Raw genomic sequence first — 22,875 nt, 5'->3', positions numbered from 1 at the left:
ATTCCAGGAAGGGTCACCCGTACAGGGTGACCCTTCCTGCGTTTCTATGCGTCAGGGCCACCCCCGCAGGAGTGGCCCTGACGCATATCCGCCCAAGGAAAACGGAGTCGGTCAGTTCCGGGTCTGCATGTCCGCGCGGAGGTTGCGCAGCAGGCCCCCGGCGTCGGTGACCGAGCGTCCCGGGAACATCGCCATCACGACGCTGCCGTGATCGGCCCAGCCGCACACCGCGAAGTCGCCGCCCTCGCCGCTGGTGCTGCCGCACTTCATCACGCCGCCCAGCTCGCCCGCGGGCACCTCGCGCAGGCCGGTCACCGCGCCGGTCTCGTCGGACATCAGGCCGAAGAGGCTGTCCAGGTCGCGCTCCGGCTGCCAGAGCAGGGTGGTGCCCCCGAAGATCAGCACCGACCGCTTGTCGTCGGCCGGGTCGCGGTAGACCGTGCCGAAGCTGCGGTCCAGCTCGATGTCGGCGGCGAGGCCGCTGCGCAGGTAGTCCGCAGTGCTCTTCGCCCGCTCGCTGTCGTCACGGGTCAGGCCCGCCACCTGATCGGGCGAGGTCAGCTGGGTGTCCTTCTGCTGTGCCACCCGCCATCCGCCGACACCCAGCACGCCCGCACCCGCCAGGCCGACGACCAGTGCGACGGTCCAGCCGATCCGGCGGCGCCGGGACCACCCACCCTGCGGCTCGTCGGGGTCGCCGCCGGTATCCCGGGTGCTCAGCTGGATCGGCTCGTCGGTCAGCTCGACCGGCTCGCGACCGTCGTCGAGCGGGCGCTCAGTGAGATGTGCGTCGGACATAGCCGACACCGTACGCGAATGGCAGGTGGTGCACGCCGGGTCCGCCGAAGCCCTCCGTAGACTTTCCAGGGTGACCGACAGACTCGATGCCCGACGCCCCGACGCCCCCACCCTGGCCGGCCAGTACCAGCCCGGCGAGGTAGAGCAGCGACGGTACGAGCAGTGGGTAGCCGCCGGGCACTTCCGGGCCTCCGCCGACAGCGACAAGCCGCCCTTCACGATCGTCATCCCGCCGCCGAACGTCACCGGTTCGCTGCACATGGGCCACGCGTTCGAGCACACGCTGATGGACGCGCTGACCCGGCGTAAGCGCATGCAGGGCTTCGAGGCGCTCTGGCTGCCCGGCATGGACCATGCGGGCATCGCCACCCAGAACCTGGTCGAGCGTCAGCTCGCCGGCGAAGGCCTGTCCCGGCACGACCTCGGCCGGGAGAAGTTCGTCGAGCGGGTCTGGCAGTGGAAGGCCGAGTCCGGTGGGGCGATCCTCGGTCAGATGCGGCGCCTCGGTGACTCGGTCGACTGGGACCGGGAGCGCTTCACCATGGACGAGGGCCTGACCCGCGCCGTCCAGACGATCTTCAAGAAGCTCTTCGACGAGGGCCTGATCTACCGGGCCAACCGGATCATCAACTGGTGCCCGCGCTGCCTGACCGCGCTCTCCGACATCGAGGTCGAGCACACCGACGACGATGGTGAGCTGATCTCCATCCGGTACAGCGACGAGGTCGTGGTGGCCACCACCCGGGCCGAGACGATGCTGGGCGACACCGCCGTGGCGGTGCATCCGGACGACGAGCGGTACCAGCACCTGATCGGCACCGAGGTTGAGCTGCCGTTGACCGGCCGTCGCATCCCGATCGTCGCCGACGCGCACGTCGACCCGTCCTTCGGCACCGGCATGGTCAAGGTGACCCCCGCGCACGACCCGAACGACTTCGAGATCGGCCAGCGCCACGACCTGCCCGCGCTGACCGTGATGGACGAGCGCGGCGTGATCACCGTGCCCGGCCCGTTCGAAGGGCTGGACCGCTTCGAGGCGCGGCCCGCGATCGTGGCGGCGCTGCGCGAGCAGGGCCGGATCGTGGCCGAGAAGCGGCCGTACGTGCACGCGGTTGGGCACTGCTCGCGGTGCAAGACGACCGTCGAGCCGCGGCTGTCGTTGCAGTGGTTCGTCAACACCGCGCCACTGGCCCAGGCCGCCGGCGACGCGGTGCGCGACGGTCGGGTTCGCATCGAGCCGGCCGAGCTGGCCAACCGCTACTTCGCCTGGGTCGACAACATGCACGACTGGTGCATCTCCCGACAGCTGTGGTGGGGGCACCGGATCCCGGTCTGGTACGGCCCGCAGGGCGAGATCGTCTGCGTCGGCCCCGGCGAGCAGCCGCCGACCGGGGACGGCTGGCGGCAGGACGAGGACGTGCTGGACACGTGGTTCTCCAGCGCGCTCTGGCCGTTCTCCACCCTCGGCTGGCCGGAGCAGACCCCGGACCTGGCCAAGTTCTACCCGACCAGCGTCCTGGTCACCGGCTACGACATCCTCTTCTTCTGGGTCGCCCGGATGATGATGTTCGGCCTGTACGCGATGGACGGCCGGCAGCCGTTCGACGTGGTGGCCCTGCACGGCATGGTCCGCGACGAGCACGGCAAGAAGATGTCCAAGTCGTTCGGCAACGTGGTCGACCCGCTGGACTGGATCGACCGGTTCGGTGCCGACGCGACCCGGTTCACCCTGGCCCGCGGCGCGAACCCCGGCCAGGACGTCCCGGTCAGTGAGGAGTGGTGTCAGGGCTCGCGCAACTTCTGCAACAAGCTCTGGAACGCCACCCGGTTCGCCCTGATGAACGGCGCGCACACCTCGGGCGACCTGCCCGCCGCCGAGCGGCTCTCCACCGTCGACCGGTGGATCCTGTCCCGGCTGGCGCACGTCACCGCCGAGGTTGACGAGCAGTTCGAGGCGTACGAGTTCGCCAAGGTGTGCGACCTGCTCTACCACTTCGCGTGGGACGACGTCTGCGACTGGTACGTCGAGCTGAGCAAATCGGTGCTCGCCGAGGGCGGTGAGCGGGCCGAGAACACCCGGCGGGTGCTCGGGCACGTGCTGGACCAGCTGCTGCGGCTGCTGCACCCGGTCATCCCGTTCGTCACCGAGGAGCTGTGGCTCGCGCTGACCGGCGGCGAGACGGTGCAGAGGGCCGCCTGGCCGGTGGCCGACCGTTCGCTGATCGACGACGCCGCCGAGGCGGAGCTGGCCGGCGTGCAGCGGGTGATCACCGAGATTCGCCGGTTCCGTTCCGACCAGGGGCTGCGCCCGACCCAGCGGGTGGCCGCCCGGCTGGACGGGTTGGCGGGGGCCGGTATCGCCGCCCACGAGCCGCTGATCCGCTCGCTGGCCCGGCTGGACCCGGTCGCCGAGGACTTCCAGGCCAGCGCCACGCTGGCCATGCCCGGGGCGGTCGGTGTCGCGTTGGACACCCGGGGGTCGATCGACGTGGCCGCCGAGCGGGCCCGGCTGACCAAGGACCGCGCGGCGGCCGAGAAGGAGGTCGCGCAGGCCCGGGCGAAGCTCGACAACCCGGCCTTCATCGGCAAGGCCCCCGAGCCGGTGGTCGCGAAGATCCGCGACCGGCTCGCCACCGCCGAGGCCGACCTGGTCCGGATCGACGCTGCTCTGGAGACGCTTTCCTCGTGACCGACCGTACCGATTTCGCCACCGTCGAGGCCGAGCTGGCCGCTCGCGGCTTCACCCGCATGGTCTTCGAGCTGGACCGGATCGAGTCTCTGCTCGACCTGCTCGGCAGCCCGCAGCGGGCGTACCCGGCCATCCACCTGACCGGCACCAACGGCAAGACCTCCACCGCGCGAATGATCGACTCGCTGCTCCGGGCGTTCGGGCTGCACACCGGCCGGTACACGAGCCCGCACCTGGAGACGGTCCGGGAACGGATCAGCCTGGACGGCGAGCCGGTCAGCGAGGAGCGCTTCGCCGCCGTCTACCGGGAGATCCGGCCGCTGGCAGAGCTGGTCGACGCCGGGTCGGACGAGCCGCTGACGTACTTCGACATGACCACCGCGCTGGCGTTCGCCACGTTCGCCGACGCGCCGGTCGACATCGCGGTGGTCGAGGTGGGCCTCGGCGGCGCCGAGGACGCCACGAACGTAATCCAGGCCGGGGTCTGCGTCATCACGCCGATCGGCCTGGACCACACCGAATGGCTCGGCGACACGCTTCAGGACATCGCGCTGGCCAAGGCCGGCATCATTCACCAGGGCGCCACCGTGATCGCGGCGGCGCAGGAGGAGGAGGCGGCGCGTCCCCTCCTCGAACGGTGCGCCGAGGTGGGCGCCACCCTCGCCCGGGAGGGTGCCGAGTTCGGCGTGCTGGGCCGGTCCCTCGCGGTCGGCGGCCAGGTGCTCACCCTGCAGGGGCTCGGCGGCATCTACGAGGACGTGTTCATCCCGCTGCACGGCGCGCACCAGGCGCAGAACGCCGCGGTGGCGCTCGCCGCGGTGGAGGCGTTCCTGGGCGCCGGGACCACGCGGCAACTGGACGTCGAGGTGGTCCGGGAGGGCTTCGCCGAGGCCAGCTCCCCGGGTCGGCTGGAGCGGGTCCGGAACGCCCCCACCGTCCTGCTGGACGGCGCGCACAACCCGCACGGCATGGCCGCCACCGTCAAGGCGTTGCAGGAGGAGTTTGCCTTCAGCAAGCTGGTGGCGGTCGTCGGCGTGCTCGCCGACAAGGACGCGTCCAGCCTGTTGGAGCTGCTGGAGCCGGTGGTCGACCTGGTGGTGGTCACCCGCAACACCTCGCCGCGGGCGATGCCGACGGCGGAACTCGCCGCGCTGGCCGGCGAGATCTTCGGCGAGGAGCGGGTCGAGGTGGCCGAGGAGATGCCGGACGCGATCGAGCTGGCGGTGGCGCTGGCCGAGGAGGACGTCCCCGGTGAGCTCAGCGGGGTCGGGGTGCTGGTCACCGGGTCGGTGGTGACGGTGGCCGACGCACGTCGGTTGCTGAAGCGATGACCGGCCCGGAGCGGGACCCCCGGACCGCAGAGCACCCGACAGCGGACCAGCCTGCGGCCGGCGCGCCGGTGGACCAGCCCGATGCCGAGGCGCCGGCGGACCAGCCGGTGGCCGGGCAGCCGCGGCGGTCCGGGCTGCGCAACCCGGAGGGGGCGGTACGCGGCCTGGGTGCCGGGACGCTCAGCCTGGAAGCGCTGGTGCTGGTGCTGGCCATCCAGCCGATCCGGGTGGTCGGCGGTGACCTTAGCGGCACCGCGATCGGCGCCGTGGTTGCCCTGGCGGTGGTCGCCGTCCTGCTTGCCGGCATGATTCGCCGTCCGTGGGCCTGGCACGCCGGCACCGTGCTCCAGGGCCTGCTGCTGTTGTCCGGCCTGCTGCACTGGTCTCTGTTCGCGCTGGGCGTCATCTTCGCCCTGGTCTGGGCGTACGCGCTGCACGTCCGCCGGGTCATCCTCGGCTGAAGCCCGACCCGGACGGCCGCGCCCGTGCCGCTCAGGCGTCGGCGCGTTCGCGCCACTGGGTGAGGGCGATGCCGTGGCCGTCCGGATCGCGGAACGCCGCCGCCCACACCTCCAGCTTGGTGCCCCGGTTGACCACCCGGGGCGCGTACGTGAAGCGGACGCCCGACCCGCGCAGCCGCCCGTACGCCGCCTCGATGTCGTCGACCTCAAGGTTGACGTGCACCAGCCGGCGGCTGATGGGCGCCGCCCCGGTCACCTCGCGCAGCACCAGCCGGGTCGTGCCGGAGGCGAGCACCGCGTTGCCGGCGCCCTGGTCGACCTCGGTGAAGCCGAGCACGTCGCGGTAGAAGCCGAGCGACCGGGACAGGTCGGTGACCAGCAGGGTGAGGCCCACCCCGCTGATCGGGGCGGCCGAATCGGCGGCGGTCGTCGCGTCGTACCCGAAGATCGCCTCGTCCAACTCCTCGGCGGTGACGGTCTCGCGTGCCGCTCCGGCCGGGGTGGGATCGTCCAGCGGCAGGTCGAGCGGGTCCAGCGGGTCCGTCACGAACGGGCCGGACCGCTGTGCGGGAGGCGGGTCGAAGCGTTGTGCGGCAGGCGGGTCGGAGCGCTCCTCGGCCGGCGGGGGCGGATCGTCCGCCGGCTGGTCGAAGCGGTCGGTGTCGGGCTGGTCGAACTGCTCCTCGGCGGGCGGACGCGGCGCGGGGGTGGCCCGCCGGGGCAGCCCGCCGCCGGTCTGCTGCTCGACCAGGACCCCCTCTAGCACCACCGGGCCACCCGGGCTCTGGTGCACCACCACCGGCTCGCGCTCCTCGGGCGCGACGCCGAGGTCGTCGCGCAGCGGGTCGGGGTCGAGCGGGCTGCGGAACGGGTCACCGCCGCGCGGATCGCGGAAGTCGTCCCGGAAGTCGTCGTCGGGCGCGCGGTCGGCCCACGGTGGCGCGTCCTGCTGGATCAGCACCTCGTCCAGGGCCTCGGCGTCGGCGAACTCCGGCGGCAGGTCCGCGACGGCCGCCGCGGTCTCGGCGTGGGTCAGCACCTCGTCCCAGAGGACCTTGACGTGCCGCTGGTCGTCCAGCGCAACCCGGATCGGGAGGGTCTGGCCCAGCGACGGCCACTTGGAGACCGGCACCCGCGGCTCGATGATCTTCTTGGATCGGGGCGGCAGGCCGGGCGCGTCGATCACCAGTTGCAGCTCGCAGCGGCCGAACGCGTACTGGGTGGGTGGTTCGGAAGCGCTGTGCACATGCCCGACACCGACCACCCAGGTGCGCCCGCCGCCGCGCACGGTGGCCAGCGCGATCGCCAGCACCAACAGGGCGACGCCGAGCGCCACGATGGCCCAACTGGTCATGCCCAGCCCGAAGAGGACGACGAACGTGGCCACGGTGCCCAGCACCGTGCCGATCAGCTTGCGTACCGGCGCGATGGGTCGGTTCCCGCCATTCGCCACAGTGGACCTCCCGGGGGTCAGGGCCAGGCTAGGCCGGATCGGCCACCGGGGGGAAGACCGGCCGCCGCGCCGGCGCCGGGACCGGGTCGCTAGGCTGACCGTACCGACCCCGAGCGTTCAGCGCGTACAGGAGGAACCCAGCGTGTCCAGCAACAGCGCGGATGAGCGCAGCCTCGTTCTGATCAAGCCCGACGCGGTCCGCCGAGGCCTGGTCGGCGAGGTCCTCTCCCGCTTTGAGCGCAAGGGGCTGCGGATCGACGCGATGGTGCACCGGACGATGGACGCGGCACTCGCCGACGAGCACTACTCCGAGCACGTCGACAAGGCGTTCTACCCGCCGTTGAAGGACTTCATGACCGGCGGCCCTCTGGTGGCCCTGGTGCTCTCCGGCGACCAGGTCATCGAGGTGGTCCGCGGGCTGGTCGGCGCGACCGACGGGCGTAAGGCTGTCGCCGGCACCATCCGCGGCGACCTGTCGCTGTCCAACCGGGAGAACCTGGTGCACGCCTCCGACTCTCCGGACAGCGCCAAGCGCGAGATCGCGCTCTGGTTCCCCGAGCTGGGCTGACGCGTCCTCGCCGGGTCCGGCTGACGGCATCGGCTGACGGTGCCGGGGCTCAGTCGAGCGGCGGTAGCTTCGCCGGGTTGCCGACCACGTAGATCCCGGTGATCCGCCCGTCGGCCGCGGTGACCGTCAGCGTGTACCGGCTGCCGTCCGCGCGGGTCATCAGGGCGGCGGGTTCCCCGTTCAGCTCCAGGTGGCGCGCCGCCCAGCTGTGGCGCGGGCCGTAGATCCCGGCGAAGAACCGGGCGATCCGATCCGCTCCGCTGATCGGCCTGCGGGCGGCCGACACCCGGCCGCCACCGTCGGTCCAGGCCGTGGCGTCCGCGGCGACCAGGCCGGTGAGCGTCGCCAGGTCACCGTCCCGGGCGGCGGCCAGGAACGCGTCCAGCAACCGTTCCCGCTCGGACCGGCTGGCGGTGAACCGTCGTTGCTCCTGGTGCACCCGGGCGGTCGCGCGGTGGTGCAGTTGCCGGCAGTCCGCAGGGGTCCGATCCAGGATTTCCGCGATCTCGGCGTACGGCATCTCGAAGGCGGTGTGCAGGACGTACACCGCGCGCTCCGGCGGGGTGAGTCGTTCCAGCACGTGCAGTAGCGCGGTGGACAGCGAGTCGCGTAGCTCCGCGCGGTCCAACGGCCCGAACGGCGAGGGCGCGGTGGGCACCGGCTCGGGCAGCCACGTCCCGACGTACGTCTCACGCCTGGATTGCCGCGTCCGCAGCCGGTCCAGGGCCAGCCGGGTGACCACCCGGGACAGGTACCGGCGCGGCTCGTCCACCGCTGACCGGTCCACGCCCAGCCAGCGCAGGTACGCCTCCTGGAGCACGTCCTCCGCGTCGTCCCGGCTGCCGAGGAGGCGATAGGCGAGCCCGAGCAGCATGGGCCGGTGCGCCTCAAGCGCACCGGCCGCCTCTGCCGCCTCGGTCGTCACACCTGTGCCGGAGGCTCCAGCTGCATCGTCACCGCGATCCGATTCCACACGTTGATTGTGGCAATCGCGATGACCAGGTCGGCCAGTTCCTTCTCCGTCCAGACCTTCGCGGCGGTGTCCCACACCTCATCCGGCACCCCGTGCTCGCCGAGCCGGGTGACCGCGTCGGTGAGCGCCAGTGCCGCGCGCTCCCGCTCGTCGAAGAACGTCGCCTCCCGCCAGGCGGCCACCGCGAACAGCCGCCGGCTCGACTCGCCGGCGGCGAGCGCGTCCTGGCTGTGCATGTCGACGCAGAACGCACACCCGTTCAGGATCGACGCCCGCAGCTTGACCAGCTCCAGCACGGTGTGGTCGACGTTCGTCTGGACGTACTTCTCCATCCCCATGACGGCCTTGTACGCCTGGGGTACCAGCTCGGCCGGGTTCATCCGTGGCACGACTACCTCCCTGATCGGTTCGACACCGTCACGACGGGTGGGCCGGGGTGTGCCGTGACAGTGGGCCGCTGTGACCCCGGTCATGCCGTCCGGAACGGGTCGGGGAAGAGGTCAGCCGCGGGTCGCCGGGGCGGTGTCCGCCAGCACCTCGCGTGGGCGGGGGATCAGCTCGGCCGCGGGGACCCCGGCGGTGTCACCTGTCGTACCGCCCGCACCGGAGTTGTCGCCGCTGTCGCGCGGGCCGCGCCGGGTCACCCGGGCGGCCAGCCGGCGGCCCACCTCGATCATGGGTAGCTCGACCCACCGGTAGAGCACGTCGGCGATGAGCAGCGCCACCACCACGGCACCCAGGAAGAGGCCGGTGCTGCGACGTCCCATGGTGGGCAGCAGTCCGATCGCCGCCCGCGCCGCGATGGACTGGACCAGGTACATCGAGTACGACCGCTCGCCGATGAAGACCAGCGGACGAAGCCCCAACCCGCGGGCGAGCACACTGCGCGAGAGCAGGGCAGGCAGCAGCAGCGCCGCGGCGGCGGCGTAGGTGCCGATCAGCGCCTCCTGGCCGAACCGGATCGGCCAGTACTGCACGGCCACCTGGAACGCGATGAAGACCACGATCACCACGGTGGCCGTCGCCGGGTGGGTCAGCGGCCGGACCACCGCGAAGCCTCGGGGGTGGTGCATGACCACCGCGGTCAGGCAGCCGAGCAGGATCGCCACATAGTGGATCGGCCAGCTCAGCCAGGCGATGTCCGGCGGGATCAGCGCGATGAAGAGCACGATCAGGCCGGCCGTGACGGCCAGCCGGCGGCGGAACGCGGCGGTCACCAGGACGAACGCGATGGCCGGCCAGAACAGGTAGAACTTCTGCTCGATCCCGATGGTCCAGGAGTGCAGGTACGGCGCGCTGGCCGGCAGGAGTTCGTTGAGGAACAGCAGGTAGTACTTCATCAGGCGTTCGATCGAGTCGGCGCTGCCGCTGAGCCGGGCCAGCCCCCAGGTCAGGAAGAGCACCAGCAGGTAGACCGGCATGATCCGGAAGAACCGCCGCAGGTAGAACGCGCGCAGCGAGACCTTGCCGTACCGGTGCTCCTCACGCAGCAGCAGCGTCGTGATGAGGAAGCCGGAGAGCACGAAGAACAGGTGTACGCCGATCCAGCCGGTCAGCCACTTCCAGGATGGGCCTCCGTAGTGGAAGGCGAAGACCATGATGGCGGCCACAGCCCGCAGCCCGTCCAGGGCGGGGAATCGACGCATGGCCTGGAACTCGTCGTACCGAAGCGAACGCACCGGCGAAGTTTGCGTGAGCGCGCCAGCCGGGTCAAGCCGGCCGGACAACCGGGGTTCCCGCTCTCGTCACCCGGACCGCCGGTCGCGGCCATCTCCGACCGGTAGACCGACGGGGTCAACCCATCATCGGGAGGAAGCATGACCGAGCTTGATCGACGTACCCTGCTGCGGGCCGGCCTGGTGGCCGGGGTCGGAGTCGCCGGCGGCGGCCTGCTGGGCGGTGCCGGGGCGAACGCGGCGCCGGCCTGGCGCCCGGCGGGGCGCCCGGTGCTCACCCATGGTGTGCAGAGCGGAGACGTGACCGCGGACTCGGCGCTGGTCTGGACCCGGGCCGACCGGCCGGGTCGGATGCTGGTCGAGGTGAGTCGCCGGCCGGACTTCCGGGGCGCGCGGCAGCTGCGTGGGCCGGTGTTGGCCCCGACCGGTGACTTCACCGGCAAGGTCCGGCTGCGGGGTCTGCCGGACGCCGAGCGGCTGCACTACCGGGTCCGGGTGGAGAGCCTGGAGCGGCACGGGCTGGTCAGCGAGCCGCTGACCGGGTCGTTGACCACCGCGCCGGGTCGGCACCGGCGGCGCGACGTGCGGTTCGTCTGGACCGGGGACGTGGTCGGGCAGGGCTGGGGGATCGCCCCGGACTTCGGCGGGATGTCGATCTTCAAGGCGATGCGGGAGACCCGGCCGGACTTCTTCCTGTGCAGCGGTGACACCGTGTACGCCGACGGCCCGCTGGTCGAGTCGGTGACGCTGCCCGACGGGCAGATCTGGCGCAACCTGGTGACCCCGGAGAAGAGCAAGGTCGCCGAGACGCTGGCCGAGTACCGGGGACAGTTCGCGTACAACATGCTCGACGAGCACCTGCGGGCGTTCGCCGCGACGGTGCCACAGATCAACCAGTGGGACGACCACGAGGTCCTCAACAACTGGTACCCGGGGGAGATCCTGGACGACCCCCGCTACACCGAGCAGCGGGTGGACGTGCTGGCCGCCCGGGCCCGTCAGGCGTTCAACGAGTGGCTGCCGGTGCCGGTCGACGGGCCGATGTACCGGCGGCTGTCGTACGGGCCGCTGCTGGACGTGTTCGTGCTGGACATGCGGACCTACAAGGACGCGAACGACGGCAACACGTACGCCGACCCGAAGCGCGGCCTGCTCGGCCGCGAGCAGCGGGAGTGGCTGATCTGGGAACTGAAGCGGTCCCGGGCGACCTGGAAGGTGATCGCCAACGACCTGCCGATCGGGGTGGTCGTGCCGGACGGTCCGGGCGCGCAGGAGGGTGTCGCGCAGGGCGACCCGGGCGCGCCGGCCGGGCGTGAGCTGGAGTTCGCCGAGGTGCTGCGGGCCACCCACCGGGCCGGGGTGACCGGAATGGTCTTCCTCACCGCCGACGTGCACTACACCGCCGCACACCACTACGACCCGTCGCGCGCGGCGGTCGGCGACTTCACCCCGTTCTGGGAGTTCGTCTCCGGGCCGGCGCACGCCGGCGCGTTCGGTCCGAACGCGCTGGACGGCACGTTCGGACCGCAGGCGGCCTTCGTGCACGCACCGCCGCGCGCCAACACCTCGCCGGCGGAGGGCTTCCAGCACTTCGGTGAGGTCTCCATCGACGGGGAGTCGGCCGCCCTCACGGTGCACCTCCGCGACCGCGACGGCGCCGCCCTCTGGAGCACCACCCTCCCGGCACCCTGACCCGAGCACGGTGATCATGAGGTTGGCGGGCGTGCGCAGTTCGGCGCGCCCGCCAACCTCCTGGTCGGCCTCGGTCGGCCCTGGGGTTAGTCTCCGTCTCCCTGTTGGGTGGCCCGTTCCGGGCTGAAAACTGTTCTCGCCTGTTGCGCTGTGCCGGTGGTTGGTGGTGCCGTGGTGGGGTCGCCCGCTGACGTCGTCGCCTCCTTGGTTCGGTTCAGGCCGTGGGTTAGTCGGATGCTGGTGGCCACGCTGATGGGCCCTTCACTGTTGCTTCGAGCACGAGGATTAGATTCGCTGTCCCTCTGTGGTCACCGCGGGCGACGCCGTTGGCGGGTTCGGCGCGGGCAGGGAGGGTCACGTGTTGGAGGAGACTCAGGAGCGCGAGGAGATCATCGAGCGGATCGCCGCGCTGGATATCGGTAAGTCCTCGCTCGTGTGTTGTGTGCGGCTGCCCCACCCGGACAGACCGGGTCGGCGGGTGCAGGAGGTCGAGACCTTCTCGACGATGACCCGGTCGCTGGGGCGGATGGCCGAGCGGCTGCGCAGCTTGGGTGTGACCCGGGTGGTGATGGAGGCGACCAGCGACTACTGGAAGCCGGCGTTCTATCTGCTGGAAGCAGCCGGGTTCGAGACGTGGCTGGTCAACGCCCGCGATGTCAAACACCTGCCGGGACGACCCAAGACCGATCGGTTGGACGCGGTGTGGCTGTGTAAGGTCGCCGAGCGGCAGATGCTGCGGCCGAGTTTCGTGCCGCCGCCGCAGATTCGGATGCTGCGCGACCTGACCCGCTATCGAGTCGATCTCGTCGCCGCGCAGACAGCGGAGAAGAACCGGGCCGAGAAGCTCCTCGAAGACGCGCAGATCAAGCTGTCCGTGGTCGCCTCCGACATCTTCGGCACTTCCGGGCGGGCCATGATGGCGGCGTTGATCGCCGGTGAACGCGACCCGCGCCAGCTCGCGCAACTGGCCCGGTCCAGCCTCCGCCGCAAGATCAGCATGTTGGAAGAGGCGTTCGTCGGTCGGTTCACCGACCATCACGCGTTCCTGCTGAGCAAGATGCTCACCCGCGTCGACGCGATCGAGGCCGACATCGCCGACGTCGACACGCAGATCGAGGTCTGCATCGCCCCTTTCGCGCAGGCGGCCAGCCGGCTTGAGCACATCCCCGGCGTGGGACCGGTGGCCGCGCGGGCGATCATCGCGGAAATCGGCGTGGACATGAGCCGTTTCCCAACCCCGGCCCACCTGACCTCATGGGCCCGGTTCTCACCCACCGTGAAAGAATCCGCAGGCCGCAAGAAAGGCAGCGGCTCCACCAGCCACGGCAACCCCTACCTGGCCCGCGTCCTCGGCCAGATCGCCGTCAGCGCCGCCCGCACCCCCACCTTCCTCGGCGAGCGCTATCGCCGCATCGCCCGCCGACGCGGCGCCAAACGCGCCATCGTCGCAGTCGGCCGATCCACCCTCATCATCATCTGGCACCTTCTCCACGACCCCGAGGCCACATTCCACGACCTCGGCGCCGACTTCTACGACACCCGCGTCAACCCCGAACGACGCGCCCGCAACCACATCCGACAACTCGAAGCCCTCGGCTACACCGTCACCGCCGAACGCACCCACCTACCCACCGCAGCCTGACCGCACCACCACACCGAGTCCGGCTCCGCCGGACGCTGCCGCGCGCCCACCCACCCTCAGTTTTCGGATTAGAGGGTGTCGAGGGATGCTCGGCGGCGGGACTCGGCCTCGAAGAGCTTGAGCAGGGTGGCCGCGAGCAGGGCGTAGGCGACCGCGATGGCCAGCTCGACCGCGAGCTGGGGTGCGGCGGCCCGGAAACCCTCACCGGCGACCAGCCGCCGGGCCGCCTCCGCGGCGTGGGTGATCGGCAGCAGCTCGCCGGTGAGCCGCATCCAGGCCGGTAGCCCGGCGGCGGGCACGTTCACCCCGGTCAGCAGGAGCAGCAGCGCGATCGAGACGTTGGAGACCAGCCAGACGTCCCGGAACCGCAGCCCGATCGCGCCCAACGTCAGGCCGAAGAAGCCGCAGGCCAGCGCCGCGACCGCCAGGGTCAGCAGCAGCCCCGGCAGCGCGTCGACCGGCACCCGCAGGCCGAGCAGCAGCGACGCGGCGGTCAGCGTGGTCACCGCGATCAGCAGGCCGTTCGCCGCGTACGGCAGGACCCGGCCGAGGAAGACCGCGGTACGGCTGCGCGGCGAGAGCAGCACGTGCCCGAGGGTGCCGAAGCGCCGCTCGTTGGAGACCGCCATCGTGCCGCCGAACACGCACGCCAGGGAGGCGGCCAGCACCGCGTTGCCGGTGATGTAGAAGCTGTCGTCGGCGACCCCGAGCTGCCGTCCCAGATAGGCGAAGAAGAGCAGTTGGAACAGCGGGCCGACGAGCAGCGTGCCGACGAACATCGCAGGGGTGGTCCAGTTGAACAGGGCCCGGTAGGCGATCACGCCACCGATGCCGACCAGGCGGAGCAGTGCGGTCATCGTCGCCTCCTCAGGCCAGAGCGAGCGTGGCCGCCGCGCGGGCCCGCCGCTCGACGTGGGTCATCATGATCGCGCCGAGCGCCAGGCAGGCCAGGCTGATCGCCAGGCAGACGCCGAGCGACGGCCAGACCGGCCCGCTGCCGGTGGCCGCCTCGCGGACCGCACGCGCTCCCCACGTGGTGGGCAGCACGGCTGCGATCGGGCCGGTCCAACCGGGCAGCGCGGTGATCGGCACGAGCATCCCGGAGACCAGCCAGATCGGGTACTCCAGCGTGTTGGCCAGCGCGTTGGCGTTGCGGAGCAGCACGAACGTGGAGGCGAGCAGCAGGCCGAACATGCCGAGCCCGATGATGCAGCCGGGCACCGCGACCGCGAACGCCAACGGGTGGGCGAAGGACAGCGGAATGCCGTACAGCAGCCGACCCCAGGCCAGCGTGGCGAGCATGGCGTACGTGCCGGTGAGCGCGGTGGCCAGCGTGATCGGCAGCACCACCAGGGCGGGCGGCCGGGGTGCCAACATGATCATCTCCAGGGTTCCCTGCCACCGCTGGTTCTGGATGGCGCCACCGGAACCGAACAGCACCGACGACCAGATGCCCATCAGCCCCGCTCCGACAGCGGCCTCCAACAGCCGGCCCGGCTCACCGCCGGCCCGGAACAGGTAGACGGCCAGGGTCGCCTGCACCACCGGCACGATCAGCGCGGTGGCGATCTCGAACGGCGACCGGCTGAGCTGCTTGGCGTGCAACAGCGCACCGACCGCGATCATCCGCAGCGTCCTCACCCGGCCACCGCCTCGAACGCACGGGCCTGCGCGTCGACCCGGTTCACGATCGCCACGTACGCGTCCTCCAGGGTGGGCTGCCGCGCGGTGACCCGGCCCAGCCTGACCCCGTCCAGCGCGCGCAACACGTCCGCCTGCACGTCCACCCCCGCGTCGGACTGCACGGTCAGCACCTGCGCCGCACCGGTGACGGCCACGCTCGCCTCGCGTACCCCGGGCAGGGCGTGGATCACGGCGAGCTGGGTGTCGCCCACCCCGTACGCCTCCACCTCCAGCACCTGCCGGCCGTCGGCGTGGTGCCGCAGCTCCGCCGGGGTGCCGAGGGCCTGGATGGTGCCGTTCGCGATCACCGCGATCCGGCCGCACAGCTCGTCCGCCTCGGCCATGTAGTGCGTGGTGAGCAGCACGGTGGTGCCGGTGGCGGCCAGCTCGGCGACGGTCTGCCGCAGCTCCCGGGCGGCCACCGGGTCCACCCCGATCGACGGCTCGTCGAGGAAGAGCACGCGCGGCCGGTGCAGCAGGCCCCGGGCGATGTGCAGCCGCTGCCGCATGCCCCGGGAGTAACCCTCCACCCGGTCGTTCTCCCGGCCGGTCAGCCGGACCAGGTCGAGAAGCTCGGCGATCCGCCGCTTCTGCTCCCGCCCCGGCACGCCGTACAGCTCGGCGAAGTAGCGCAGGTTGTCCCGTGCGGAGAGCCGGTCGTAGAGCCCCCGGTCACCGCCGAAGACGTACCCGATCCGCCGGCGTACCTCGCGGGTCTGCCGGACCACGTCGAAGCCACAGATCCGGGCCTCGCCGGCGGTCGGGATGAGCAGCGTGTTCAGCAGCTTGATGGTCGTCGTCTTGCCAGCGCCGTTCGGTCCGAGCAGGCCGAACAGCTCCCCGTTGCCGACCGTCAGGTCGACGCCGCGGACCGCCTCGACCTCCCGGCGCTGTGGTCGTAACCATCCGGTGCGGCTGCGGTACGTGCGGCGCAGCCCGACCGCCTCGATCGCGTGTTCGCTCATGGCCCGCAGGCTAGGAGCGGTCGGGACGGCGGGAAACGAATTCGGATCCGGCCGAATGCTCAGGCCGAGGCGGTCACCGGCTCGTCGCCGATCAACTGCACCAGGGCCACGCCGGCTGGTTCCAGGCCGTACAGCACCCGCCGGCCGACCCGACGGCGGTGCACCACGCCGGCGGTGAGCAACGCGGAGAGCTGCTCCGAGACGGTGCTCGGGGCCAGCCCCAGGGTGGCCGCGAGGCCGGCGGTGGTCGCCGGCCGGGTCAGCGCCCGCAACACCTGGGCACGCCCCCGCCCGACCAGCACCGCCAGCCGGTCGACCGCCGGCCCGGTCGGGGCAGCCGGGGCGGGCGCGCCATCGGCGAGCAGCGCCGCGCCACGCGCCTGGTAGGAGACGGCGACGATCTCCGGGTGGTCGGTGGAGCAGGCGAGCGCTCCCCGGGAGAAAATCAGCGGGATCAGCAGCAGTCGCTTGTCGACCGCCTCGAAATGCTGTTCCAGCGGCTTCACCAGGGTCAGCACCGGCCTGTCCCAGCGCACCCGCTCGTGCAGGTCGGCCAGTAGCGCGTCCGGGCCGTGCGCGGCGAGTGCCCGTGCCCGGTGCAGCACCTCCTCGTCCAGCGTCGCCCGCATCGCCGGCCACCAGGGCGCGATAGCCGCGTCCCAGTACGCCTCGATACCGTCCGCCAACCGGTCCAGGGCGGCCTGCCGGTCCGTGACGAACGGGCTGAGCCACCCGGGCAGGTCGTCGGGCCGGTGGTAGCGGGGGATCTGGTCGGCGATCACCTCCGGCGGCGTCGCGCGCAGCTCGGCGAGTTGGTCGGCCAGGGTCGGCGTGGCCGACGTGGGAATCGGGCTGAGGAAGTCCGGTGCGCGCGAGCCGATGGCCAGCAGCCGGACCGGGGCGGTCGCCGGCACCTCGGCCAGCACCCGCCGGGCGTGCCGCGCCCAACCGGTGTACGGCCAGGGCGCCTCGCCCGGGTTGCGGTGCAGCACGTACAGGCTGGTCATCACCTCCCACAGCGGGCTGGTGGCGATCCGGGTGCGAGCCAGCGTGGGCTCGTCCAACTCGATCTGGATCACCCGGCCAGCCTAGGCGGCGGTCGGCGGGCGGGATCCGGCGGCGGCGCGCCGGCGGGCGGGATTACTCGGCGGCGCGCCGGTGGGCGGGTCGAGTATCGTTGTGCACCGTAAGGCGATGACCCGGCCATCACCGGTGAGCCTCCGGAAGAACAGCCGGGCAACCGGCCCAGTAGAACCGGACGGGTCCGGCCCGTCACAGCCGGCCAATGAGCGGGCGGTCGATCCTGACCGCCAAGCGGGGTGGTACCGCGGGCCACCCGGGAGCGCCGTCGAGGCGTCCCCGGAGACGCTCGTCCTCGCAGACCCACTGATGAGTGAGCTGCGCGAGGAGAGCGACCCCCGATGGCCTATCCACTGCACGACCCGACCGCCGCCGGTGTCCCGGCGAGCCCGGACCTGCCCGCGGTCGAGCGCCGGGTGCTGGAGCACTGGACGGCCGACAAGACCTTCGAGGCGTCGGTGGAGGCCCGCCCGGCCGGCGACGACGGTAAGAACGAGTACGTCTTCTACGACGGCCCGCCGTTCGCCAACGGCCTGCCGCACTACGGCCACCTCTTCACCGGCTACGTCAAGGACGTGGTGCCCCGCTACCAGACCATGCGCGGCCGGCACGTCGAGCGGCGCTTCGGCTGGGACTGCCACGGCCTGCCCGCCGAGGTGGTGGCCGAGAAGCAGCTCGGCATCACCAGCAAGGCAGAGATCATCGACCTCGGCGTGGCCCGGTTCAACGAGGCCTGCCGCACCTCGGTGCTGGAGTTCACCCAGGACTGGGAGCGGTACATCAACCGGCAGGCCCGCTGGGTCGACTTCACCAACGACTACAAGACCCTCGACCTGGACTACATGGAAAGCGTCATGTGGGCCTTCCGGACCCTGCACGACAAGGGCCTGATCTACGAGGGTTTCCGGGTGCTGGCGTACTGCTGGCGCTGCGAGACGCCGCTGTCGAACACCGAGACCCGGATGGACGACGTCTACCGGGACCGGCACGACCCGACGTTGACCGTGTGGTTCGGGCTGACCCCGGACGAGTCCGCCCCGGAGCTGCTCCGCGGGTCGGTCAAGCTGGGCGTCTGGACCACCACGCCGTGGACACTGCCGTCGAACCTGGCGCTCGCCGTCGGCCCGGACATCGAGTACGCCGTGCTGGAGCGCGACGGTGACCGCTACGTGGTGGGCGCCGCCCGGCTCGGGGCGTACGCCAAGGAGCTGGACGGATACGAGCAGGTCGGCACGGTGTACGGCCGGGACCTGGTCGGGCGCCGCTACACCCCGCTCTACGACTTCCTGGTCGAGCAGGCCGGCGAGAACGCCTACCAGGTGCTCGGCGCGGACTTCGTCACCACCGAGGACGGCACCGGGATCGTGCACCTGGCTCCGGCCTTCGGTGAGGACGACCAGAACGTCTGCAACGCCGCCGGCATCCCCACCATCGTCACGGTCGACGACCACACCCGGTTCACGGCGTTGGTTCCGCCGTACCAGGGTGAGCAGGTCTTCGACGTCAACAAGCCGGTGATCCGGGAGCTCAAGGAGCGGGGGGTGGTGCTCAAGCAGGACACCTACACCCACTCGTACCCGCACTGCTGGCGCTGCGACACCCCGCTGGTCTACAAGGCGGTGTCGTCGTGGTTCGTCGCGGTGACCCGGTTCAAGGACCGAATGGTCGAGCTGAACCAGCAGATCAACTGGACGCCCGGGCACATCAAGGACGGCTCGTTCGGCAAGTGGCTGGCCAACGCCCGCGACTGGTCGATCAGCCGGAACCGGTTCTGGGGCTCGCCGATCCCGGTCTGGAAGTCCGACGACCCGAACTATCCCCGGCTCGACGTCTACGGCTCGCTGGCCGACATCGAGCGGGACTTCGGCGTACGCCTGACCGACCTGCACCGGCCCGCGGTGGACGACCTGGTCCGCCCCAACCCGGACGACCCGACCGGGCAGTCGATGATGCGTCGGGTGCCGGAGGTGCTGGACTGCTGGTTCGAGTCCGGCTCGATGCCGTTCGCCCAGGTGCACTACCCGTTCGAGAACGCGGACTGGTTCGAGCACCACTACCCGGGCGACTTCATCGTCGAGTACATCGGGCAGACCCGCGGCTGGTTCTACACGATGCACGTGCTGGCCACCGCGCTGTTCGACCGGCCGGCGTTCCGCAACTGCCTCAGCCACGGCATCCTGCTCGGCTCGGACGGGCGCAAGATGTCCAAGAGCCTGCGCAACTACCCGGACGTCTACCACGTCTTCGACGCGTACGGCTCGGACGCGATGCGCTGGATGCTGATGTCCTCGCCGGTGCTGCGCGGCGGCGACATGGCGGTCACCGAGGCGGGCATCCGGGACGCCGTCCGCCAGGTGATGCTGCCGCTGTGGAACGTCTGGTACTTCTTCTCGCTCTACGCCAACGCCGACGGGTACCAGGCGCGGCGCCGCACCGACTCGCCGGACCTGCTCGACCGGTACGTGCTGGCGAAGACGAACGAGCTGGTGTCGACGGTCGGCGCGCAGATGGAGGCGTACGACATCTCCGGCGCCTGTGCCACCGTCCGGTCCTACCTGGACGCGCTGACCAACTGGTACGTGCGCCGGTCCCGGGACCGGTTCTGGTCCGGGGACGCGAACGCCTTCGACACGCTGTGGACGGTGCTGGAGACGCTCTGCCGGGTGGTGGCGCCGCTGGCGCCGCTGACCGCGGAGGAGATCTGGCGCGGGCTGACCGGGGAGCGCTCGGTGCACCTGACCGACTGGCCGGAGGCGACCGAGTTTCCGGCCGACCACGAGTTGGTCGCCGCGATGGACGCCACCCGGGCGGTCGCCTCGGCGGCGCTGTCGCTGCGCAAGGCCAAGGGGCTGCGGGTGCGGCTGCCGCTGCCCAAGCTGGTCGTGGCCTCGCCGGCGGCCGAGCAGCTGCGCCCGTTCGCCGACCTGGTCACCGACGAGGTCAACGTGAAGGCGGTGGAGTTCAGCGCGGACCTGGCCGAGTACTGCCAGCAGGTCCTGACCGTGGTGCCCCGGGCGCTCGGCCCGCGGGTCGGCAAGCAGGTCCAGCAGGTGATCAAGGCGGTCAAGGCGGGCGAGTGGGAGCTGGTCGACGGCGCTCCGGTGGCCGCCGGGGTCACCCTGGCCGAGGGTGAGTACGAGCTGCGCCTGGTCGCCGCCGACGCCGAGCACTCCGCGCCGCTGCCCGGCGGTGAGGGTGTGGTGGTGCTGGACACCGAGGTCACCCCCGAGCTGGCCGCCGAGGGGTTGGCCCGGGACGTGGTCCGGGTGGTGCAGCAGGCCCGCCGGGACGCCGACCTGGACGTCTCGGACCGGATCGTGGTGTCGGTGTCGGCGTCCGAGGAGGTGCGCGCGGCGGTGGCCGCGTACATCGATTTCGTCTCCGGAGAGGTGCTGGCCGACTCCGTCGACTTCGCCGAGGGCGTCGATGGCTTCGTCGGCGAGGTCGGCGAGGGTGACCGGGTGACGGTCGTGGTCCGTCGGGTATGAGGTGGTCCGGGGACGGACGGGTCGAGGTCGTCCCGTCCGTCCCCGGACGCTCACTCCCGGGCCGCCCCCCCGTGGGTCCGGGACGCCCGCCACCCGATCCGGGCGGAGTGCGGGCGTCAGCTAACGTGACACCGCCTGTGCAACCCACGACCGCCGGAGGACCAGTGCCCCTGCTCTACACCATCGGCAAGCTCACCGTGGCGCCCACGCTGCGGTTGGCGTTCCGCCCGACCGTGGAGGGGCTGGAGCACCTGCCGGAGACCGGCGGCGCGGTCTTCGCCGGGAACCATTTGTCGGTGGCCGACGAGCTGTTCCTCGGCACGGTGGTGCCCCGGCACCTGGCGTTCTGGGCGAAGTCGGAGTATTTCAAGGGCACCGGGGTCAAGGGCGCGATCTCCAAGTTCGTCCTCACCGGCCTGGGCGCGATCCCGGTCGAGCGGGCCGGCGGGCGTGCTGCGCTGTCCGCGTTCGACGCGGCCATCCCGGCACTCAAGGGCGGCGACCTGGTGGTGGTCTATCCGGAGGGCACCCGCTCACCGGACGGCAAGCTCTACCGGGGACGGACCGGAGCGGCCCGGCTGGCGCTCTCCGCCGGAGTGCCGGTCATCCCGGTCGGCATGATCGGCACGGACAAGGCGCAGCCGATCGGCGCCCGGGTGCCCCGCCCCGGCGCCGCCAAGATCACCGTTCGGTTCGGCAAGCCGCTGGACTTCACCGGCCGGCAGGACGACCGCACCTCGCTGCGGCAGATGACCGACGAGATCATGAGCGAGATCCAGAAGCTCACGGGCCAGGAGTACGTGCCCCGCTACGCCCCGCCGCGCGCCCACCCGGACCCGACCCGCGACTCCTGACCGACCCCCGGCCGTCAGCTCTGCTCGGGCTGGACGATCTGACCGCGCAGAGTGTCCAGCAGCGCCGCGCTGTCGGCGACGGAGAGCCGGGTGAACACGCCGGTGGCGATGCTGCCGTGGTCGACCGAGGTGCAGACCACCACGTCGCTGCCGGCGGAACGGCCGACCGCGCAGCGTTCGTGCCGGCCCCGCACGCCGGTTTTCACCGTCTCGGGGGCCTCCAGCGCGTAGCGCTCACTGAGGCGGGTGATCTCCGCGTCCGCGTCCGCTTCTGGGGTGAGCCGGAAGCCGGTGCCGCCGAAGACCGTCACCCGCTTGCCGTCCGCGGTGCCGTAGACGCCGGCGAAGGTGTCCTCGGCCAGCCAGTGCTCCCGACGTACCTCGTTCTCCAGGTCACGGGCGGCGTCCGCGTTGCGGCTGTCCTGGCGCAGGCTCAGGTCGGCCACCTGCTCGGGCAGCGCCGCTCGGGCCGGGTACTGGGCCGAGATCGGAAACCCGTAGTAGGCCGGGCAGCCGCAGCAGCAGGCCAGGGTGAGCAGCAGCAGCCACGGCCAGCGGCGTCGCCGACGGACCTTGACCGGGACGTACCCCTTGGGGGCCTGCCAGCCCGGTGGCGGTGACACCGGTGGCGGTGCCGCGGACCGTCGGCCCCGGCGCTGCTTCGGCGGGGCGGGCGGCGGTGCGGGTGGAGACATCGGCCGGGCCGGCATGGTGGGCCGGGCGGCCGGGGACAGCGGGGCGGCCGGCGGCAGTGGGGCGGCCGGCGGCGACGCCGGGTGCGGTCCGACCGGGGGAGTGGGCGGACCGGGCCACTGCCGGGTCGCGGGTGGCACCGGGTAGTGCAGCGTCGGGGGCAGCGGGGGCAGCTCGGCGTGCGGCAGGTCCCAGCCGCCGGTGTCCACGCCGGCCCACGGGTCGACCGGGTTCCGGTGCTCCGGCGGCTCGTCCGGAGTGGGTGGGACAGGGGTCGGCTCGGCCGACGCACCCCAGGCCCGCTTGCGCGGCAGCGGGGGCGGCACCGGCGCGGATCCGCTCCACCGGGGCGCGCTGATCGGCGCGGTGGCGGCCGGGGAGTCGGCCGCACCGGCGGCTGCGGGCTCGTCGGCCGGTCGCGGCTCGTCGGCCGGTCGCGGCTCGTCGGCCGGTCGCGGGTCGTCCGCCGGTCCCGGTCCGTGTGTCGGTGCGGCGTCGTCCGGGCCGGCGGCCTGGTCGGTCGGCGGCTCCGGCTGGTCTGAGGGATCCGGCCGCTGCGGTACTTCCGGCTGGTCCGAGGGTTCCGGCTGGTCCGAGGGTACGGGTGGGGGCGTCGGCTCGTCGGCGACCGCCGGATCCCGGTCCGGCTCCGTGCCCGGGGTGCTCCCGTCGGCCGGACGGCCTGCTCCCGGCTGGGGCTCCGGCATCGCGGCAATCTCCTCTCGCGCCGGTCCGAGGTTAGTACCGCGCCGCCAGCTCCGCCGACCGGGCTGCGGGCTGCCGCGCACGACAGTCGGCGTCGATCGGACGTCATGGCGGCGTGCGCGCG

The 22,875-nt window shown here is 71.9% G+C and carries 18 protein-coding genes; 8 read left to right on the top strand and 10 right to left on the bottom strand.

Annotated elements, in window-relative coordinates; all coding sequences use genetic code 11:
* Positions 1–111: 111 nt before the first annotated feature.
* Complete coding sequence (locus tag OG470_RS37135) at positions 112–798, bottom strand: hypothetical protein (protein WP_328419476.1); 687 nt, start codon at positions 796–798, stop codon at positions 112–114.
* 70 nt (positions 799–868) lie between these two features.
* Between OG470_RS37135 and OG470_RS37130 the strand changes: the two genes are divergently transcribed.
* The 3 genes from OG470_RS37130 to OG470_RS37120 are packed head-to-tail and all read left to right on the top strand — an operon-like array spanning position 869 to position 5,279.
* Positions 869–3,487 carry a valine--tRNA ligase gene (locus OG470_RS37130; protein WP_328419474.1) on the top strand — a complete coding sequence of 873 codons (2,619 nt, stop codon included), beginning with the start codon at positions 869–871 and terminating at the stop codon, positions 3,485–3,487.
* A complete protein-coding gene (locus tag OG470_RS37125) occupies positions 3,484–4,818 on the top strand; it encodes a bifunctional folylpolyglutamate synthase/dihydrofolate synthase (RefSeq protein WP_328419472.1) in 1,335 nt (444 codons plus the stop codon). Before OG470_RS37130 ends, OG470_RS37125 begins: the two co-directional genes overlap by 4 nt.
* Positions 4,815–5,279, top strand: a complete 465-nt coding sequence (locus OG470_RS37120; RefSeq protein ID WP_328419470.1) for a DUF4233 domain-containing protein — start codon at positions 4,815–4,817, stop codon at positions 5,277–5,279. The genes OG470_RS37125 and OG470_RS37120 overlap by 4 nt, the downstream gene beginning before the upstream one ends.
* 31 nt (positions 5,280–5,310) lie before the next feature.
* Here OG470_RS37120 and OG470_RS37115 read toward each other — a convergent pair whose 3' ends face one another.
* Complete coding sequence (locus OG470_RS37115; protein ID WP_328419468.1) at positions 5,311–6,732, bottom strand: VOC family protein; 1,422 nt, start codon at positions 6,730–6,732, stop codon at positions 5,311–5,313.
* Between the two features lie 142 nt (positions 6,733–6,874).
* Here OG470_RS37115 and ndk point away from each other — a divergent pair, with 142 nt between their 5' ends.
* Positions 6,875–7,300, top strand: coding sequence for a nucleoside-diphosphate kinase (gene ndk / locus OG470_RS37110; protein WP_328419466.1), 426 nt, complete (start codon positions 6,875–6,877; stop codon positions 7,298–7,300).
* Between the two features lie 49 nt (positions 7,301–7,349).
* Here the strand turns inward: ndk and sigJ are convergent, their stop codons facing one another.
* From sigJ to OG470_RS37095, 3 genes are all read right to left on the bottom strand, one after another.
* Positions 7,350–8,225 (bottom strand): RNA polymerase sigma factor SigJ, encoded by an 876-nt coding sequence (sigJ, locus tag OG470_RS37105; protein ID WP_328419464.1) that lies wholly within the window; start codon positions 8,223–8,225, stop codon positions 7,350–7,352.
* Positions 8,222–8,653, bottom strand: coding sequence for a carboxymuconolactone decarboxylase family protein (locus OG470_RS37100; RefSeq protein WP_328426851.1), 432 nt, complete (start codon positions 8,651–8,653; stop codon positions 8,222–8,224). The genes sigJ and OG470_RS37100 overlap by 4 nt, the downstream gene beginning before the upstream one ends.
* Positions 8,654–8,773: 120 nt before the next feature.
* The gene (locus tag OG470_RS37095; protein WP_328419462.1) at positions 8,774–9,952 is read right to left on the bottom strand and encodes an acyltransferase family protein; all 1,179 of its coding nucleotides are present in this window, start codon (positions 9,950–9,952) and stop codon (positions 8,774–8,776) included.
* A 138-nt stretch (positions 9,953–10,090) separates the two neighbouring features.
* On the opposite strand from OG470_RS37095, the gene OG470_RS37090 reads away from it, so the two are divergent.
* The gene (locus OG470_RS37090; RefSeq protein ID WP_328419460.1) at positions 10,091–11,641 is read left to right on the top strand and encodes an alkaline phosphatase D family protein; all 1,551 of its coding nucleotides are present in this window, start codon (positions 10,091–10,093) and stop codon (positions 11,639–11,641) included.
* 358 nt (positions 11,642–11,999) lie between these two features.
* Positions 12,000–13,283 carry an IS110 family transposase gene (locus tag OG470_RS37085; RefSeq protein WP_328416230.1) on the top strand — a complete coding sequence of 428 codons (1,284 nt, stop codon included), beginning with the start codon at positions 12,000–12,002 and terminating at the stop codon, positions 13,281–13,283.
* A gap of 68 nt (positions 13,284–13,351) precedes the next feature.
* Here OG470_RS37085 and OG470_RS37080 read toward each other — a convergent pair whose 3' ends face one another.
* The 4 genes from OG470_RS37080 to OG470_RS37065 are packed head-to-tail and all read right to left on the bottom strand — an operon-like array spanning position 13,352 to position 17,010.
* Entirely contained in the window at positions 13,352–14,140 is a 789-nt protein-coding gene (locus OG470_RS37080) for an ABC transporter permease (protein ID WP_328419458.1), read from the bottom strand.
* Between the two features lie 10 nt (positions 14,141–14,150).
* Positions 14,151–14,924, bottom strand: coding sequence for an ABC transporter permease (locus OG470_RS37075; RefSeq protein WP_328419456.1), 774 nt, complete (start codon positions 14,922–14,924; stop codon positions 14,151–14,153).
* The gene (locus tag OG470_RS37070) at positions 14,921–15,931 is read right to left on the bottom strand and encodes an ABC transporter ATP-binding protein (RefSeq protein ID WP_328419454.1); all 1,011 of its coding nucleotides are present in this window, start codon (positions 15,929–15,931) and stop codon (positions 14,921–14,923) included. Before OG470_RS37070 ends, OG470_RS37075 begins: the two co-directional genes overlap by 4 nt.
* Before the next feature lie 59 nt (positions 15,932–15,990).
* Positions 15,991–17,010 carry an ArsR family transcriptional regulator gene (locus OG470_RS37065; protein ID WP_328419452.1) on the bottom strand — a complete coding sequence of 340 codons (1,020 nt, stop codon included), beginning with the start codon at positions 17,008–17,010 and terminating at the stop codon, positions 15,991–15,993.
* 342 nt (positions 17,011–17,352) lie between these two features.
* On the opposite strand from OG470_RS37065, the gene ileS reads away from it, so the two are divergent.
* Entirely contained in the window at positions 17,353–20,499 is a 3,147-nt protein-coding gene (ileS, locus tag OG470_RS37060) for an isoleucine--tRNA ligase (RefSeq protein ID WP_328419450.1), read from the top strand.
* 164 nt (positions 20,500–20,663) lie between these two features.
* Positions 20,664–21,353, top strand: a complete 690-nt coding sequence (locus tag OG470_RS37055) for a lysophospholipid acyltransferase family protein (protein ID WP_328419448.1) — start codon at positions 20,664–20,666, stop codon at positions 21,351–21,353.
* A 14-nt stretch (positions 21,354–21,367) separates the two neighbouring features.
* On the opposite strand, the gene OG470_RS37050 is transcribed toward OG470_RS37055, so the two are convergent.
* On the bottom strand, positions 21,368–22,753 hold the full coding sequence (locus OG470_RS37050; RefSeq protein WP_328419446.1) for a hypothetical protein: 1,386 nt from the start codon (positions 22,751–22,753) through the stop codon (positions 21,368–21,370).
* Positions 22,754–22,875: the final 122 nt, after the last annotated feature.

Source organism: Micromonospora sp. NBC_00389, assembly GCF_036059255.1.
GTDB lineage: Bacteria > Actinomycetota > Actinomycetes > Mycobacteriales > Micromonosporaceae > Micromonospora.
The sequence above is the reverse complement of the archived record's forward strand: the minus strand, read 5'-3'. Positions and strand labels throughout refer to the sequence as shown.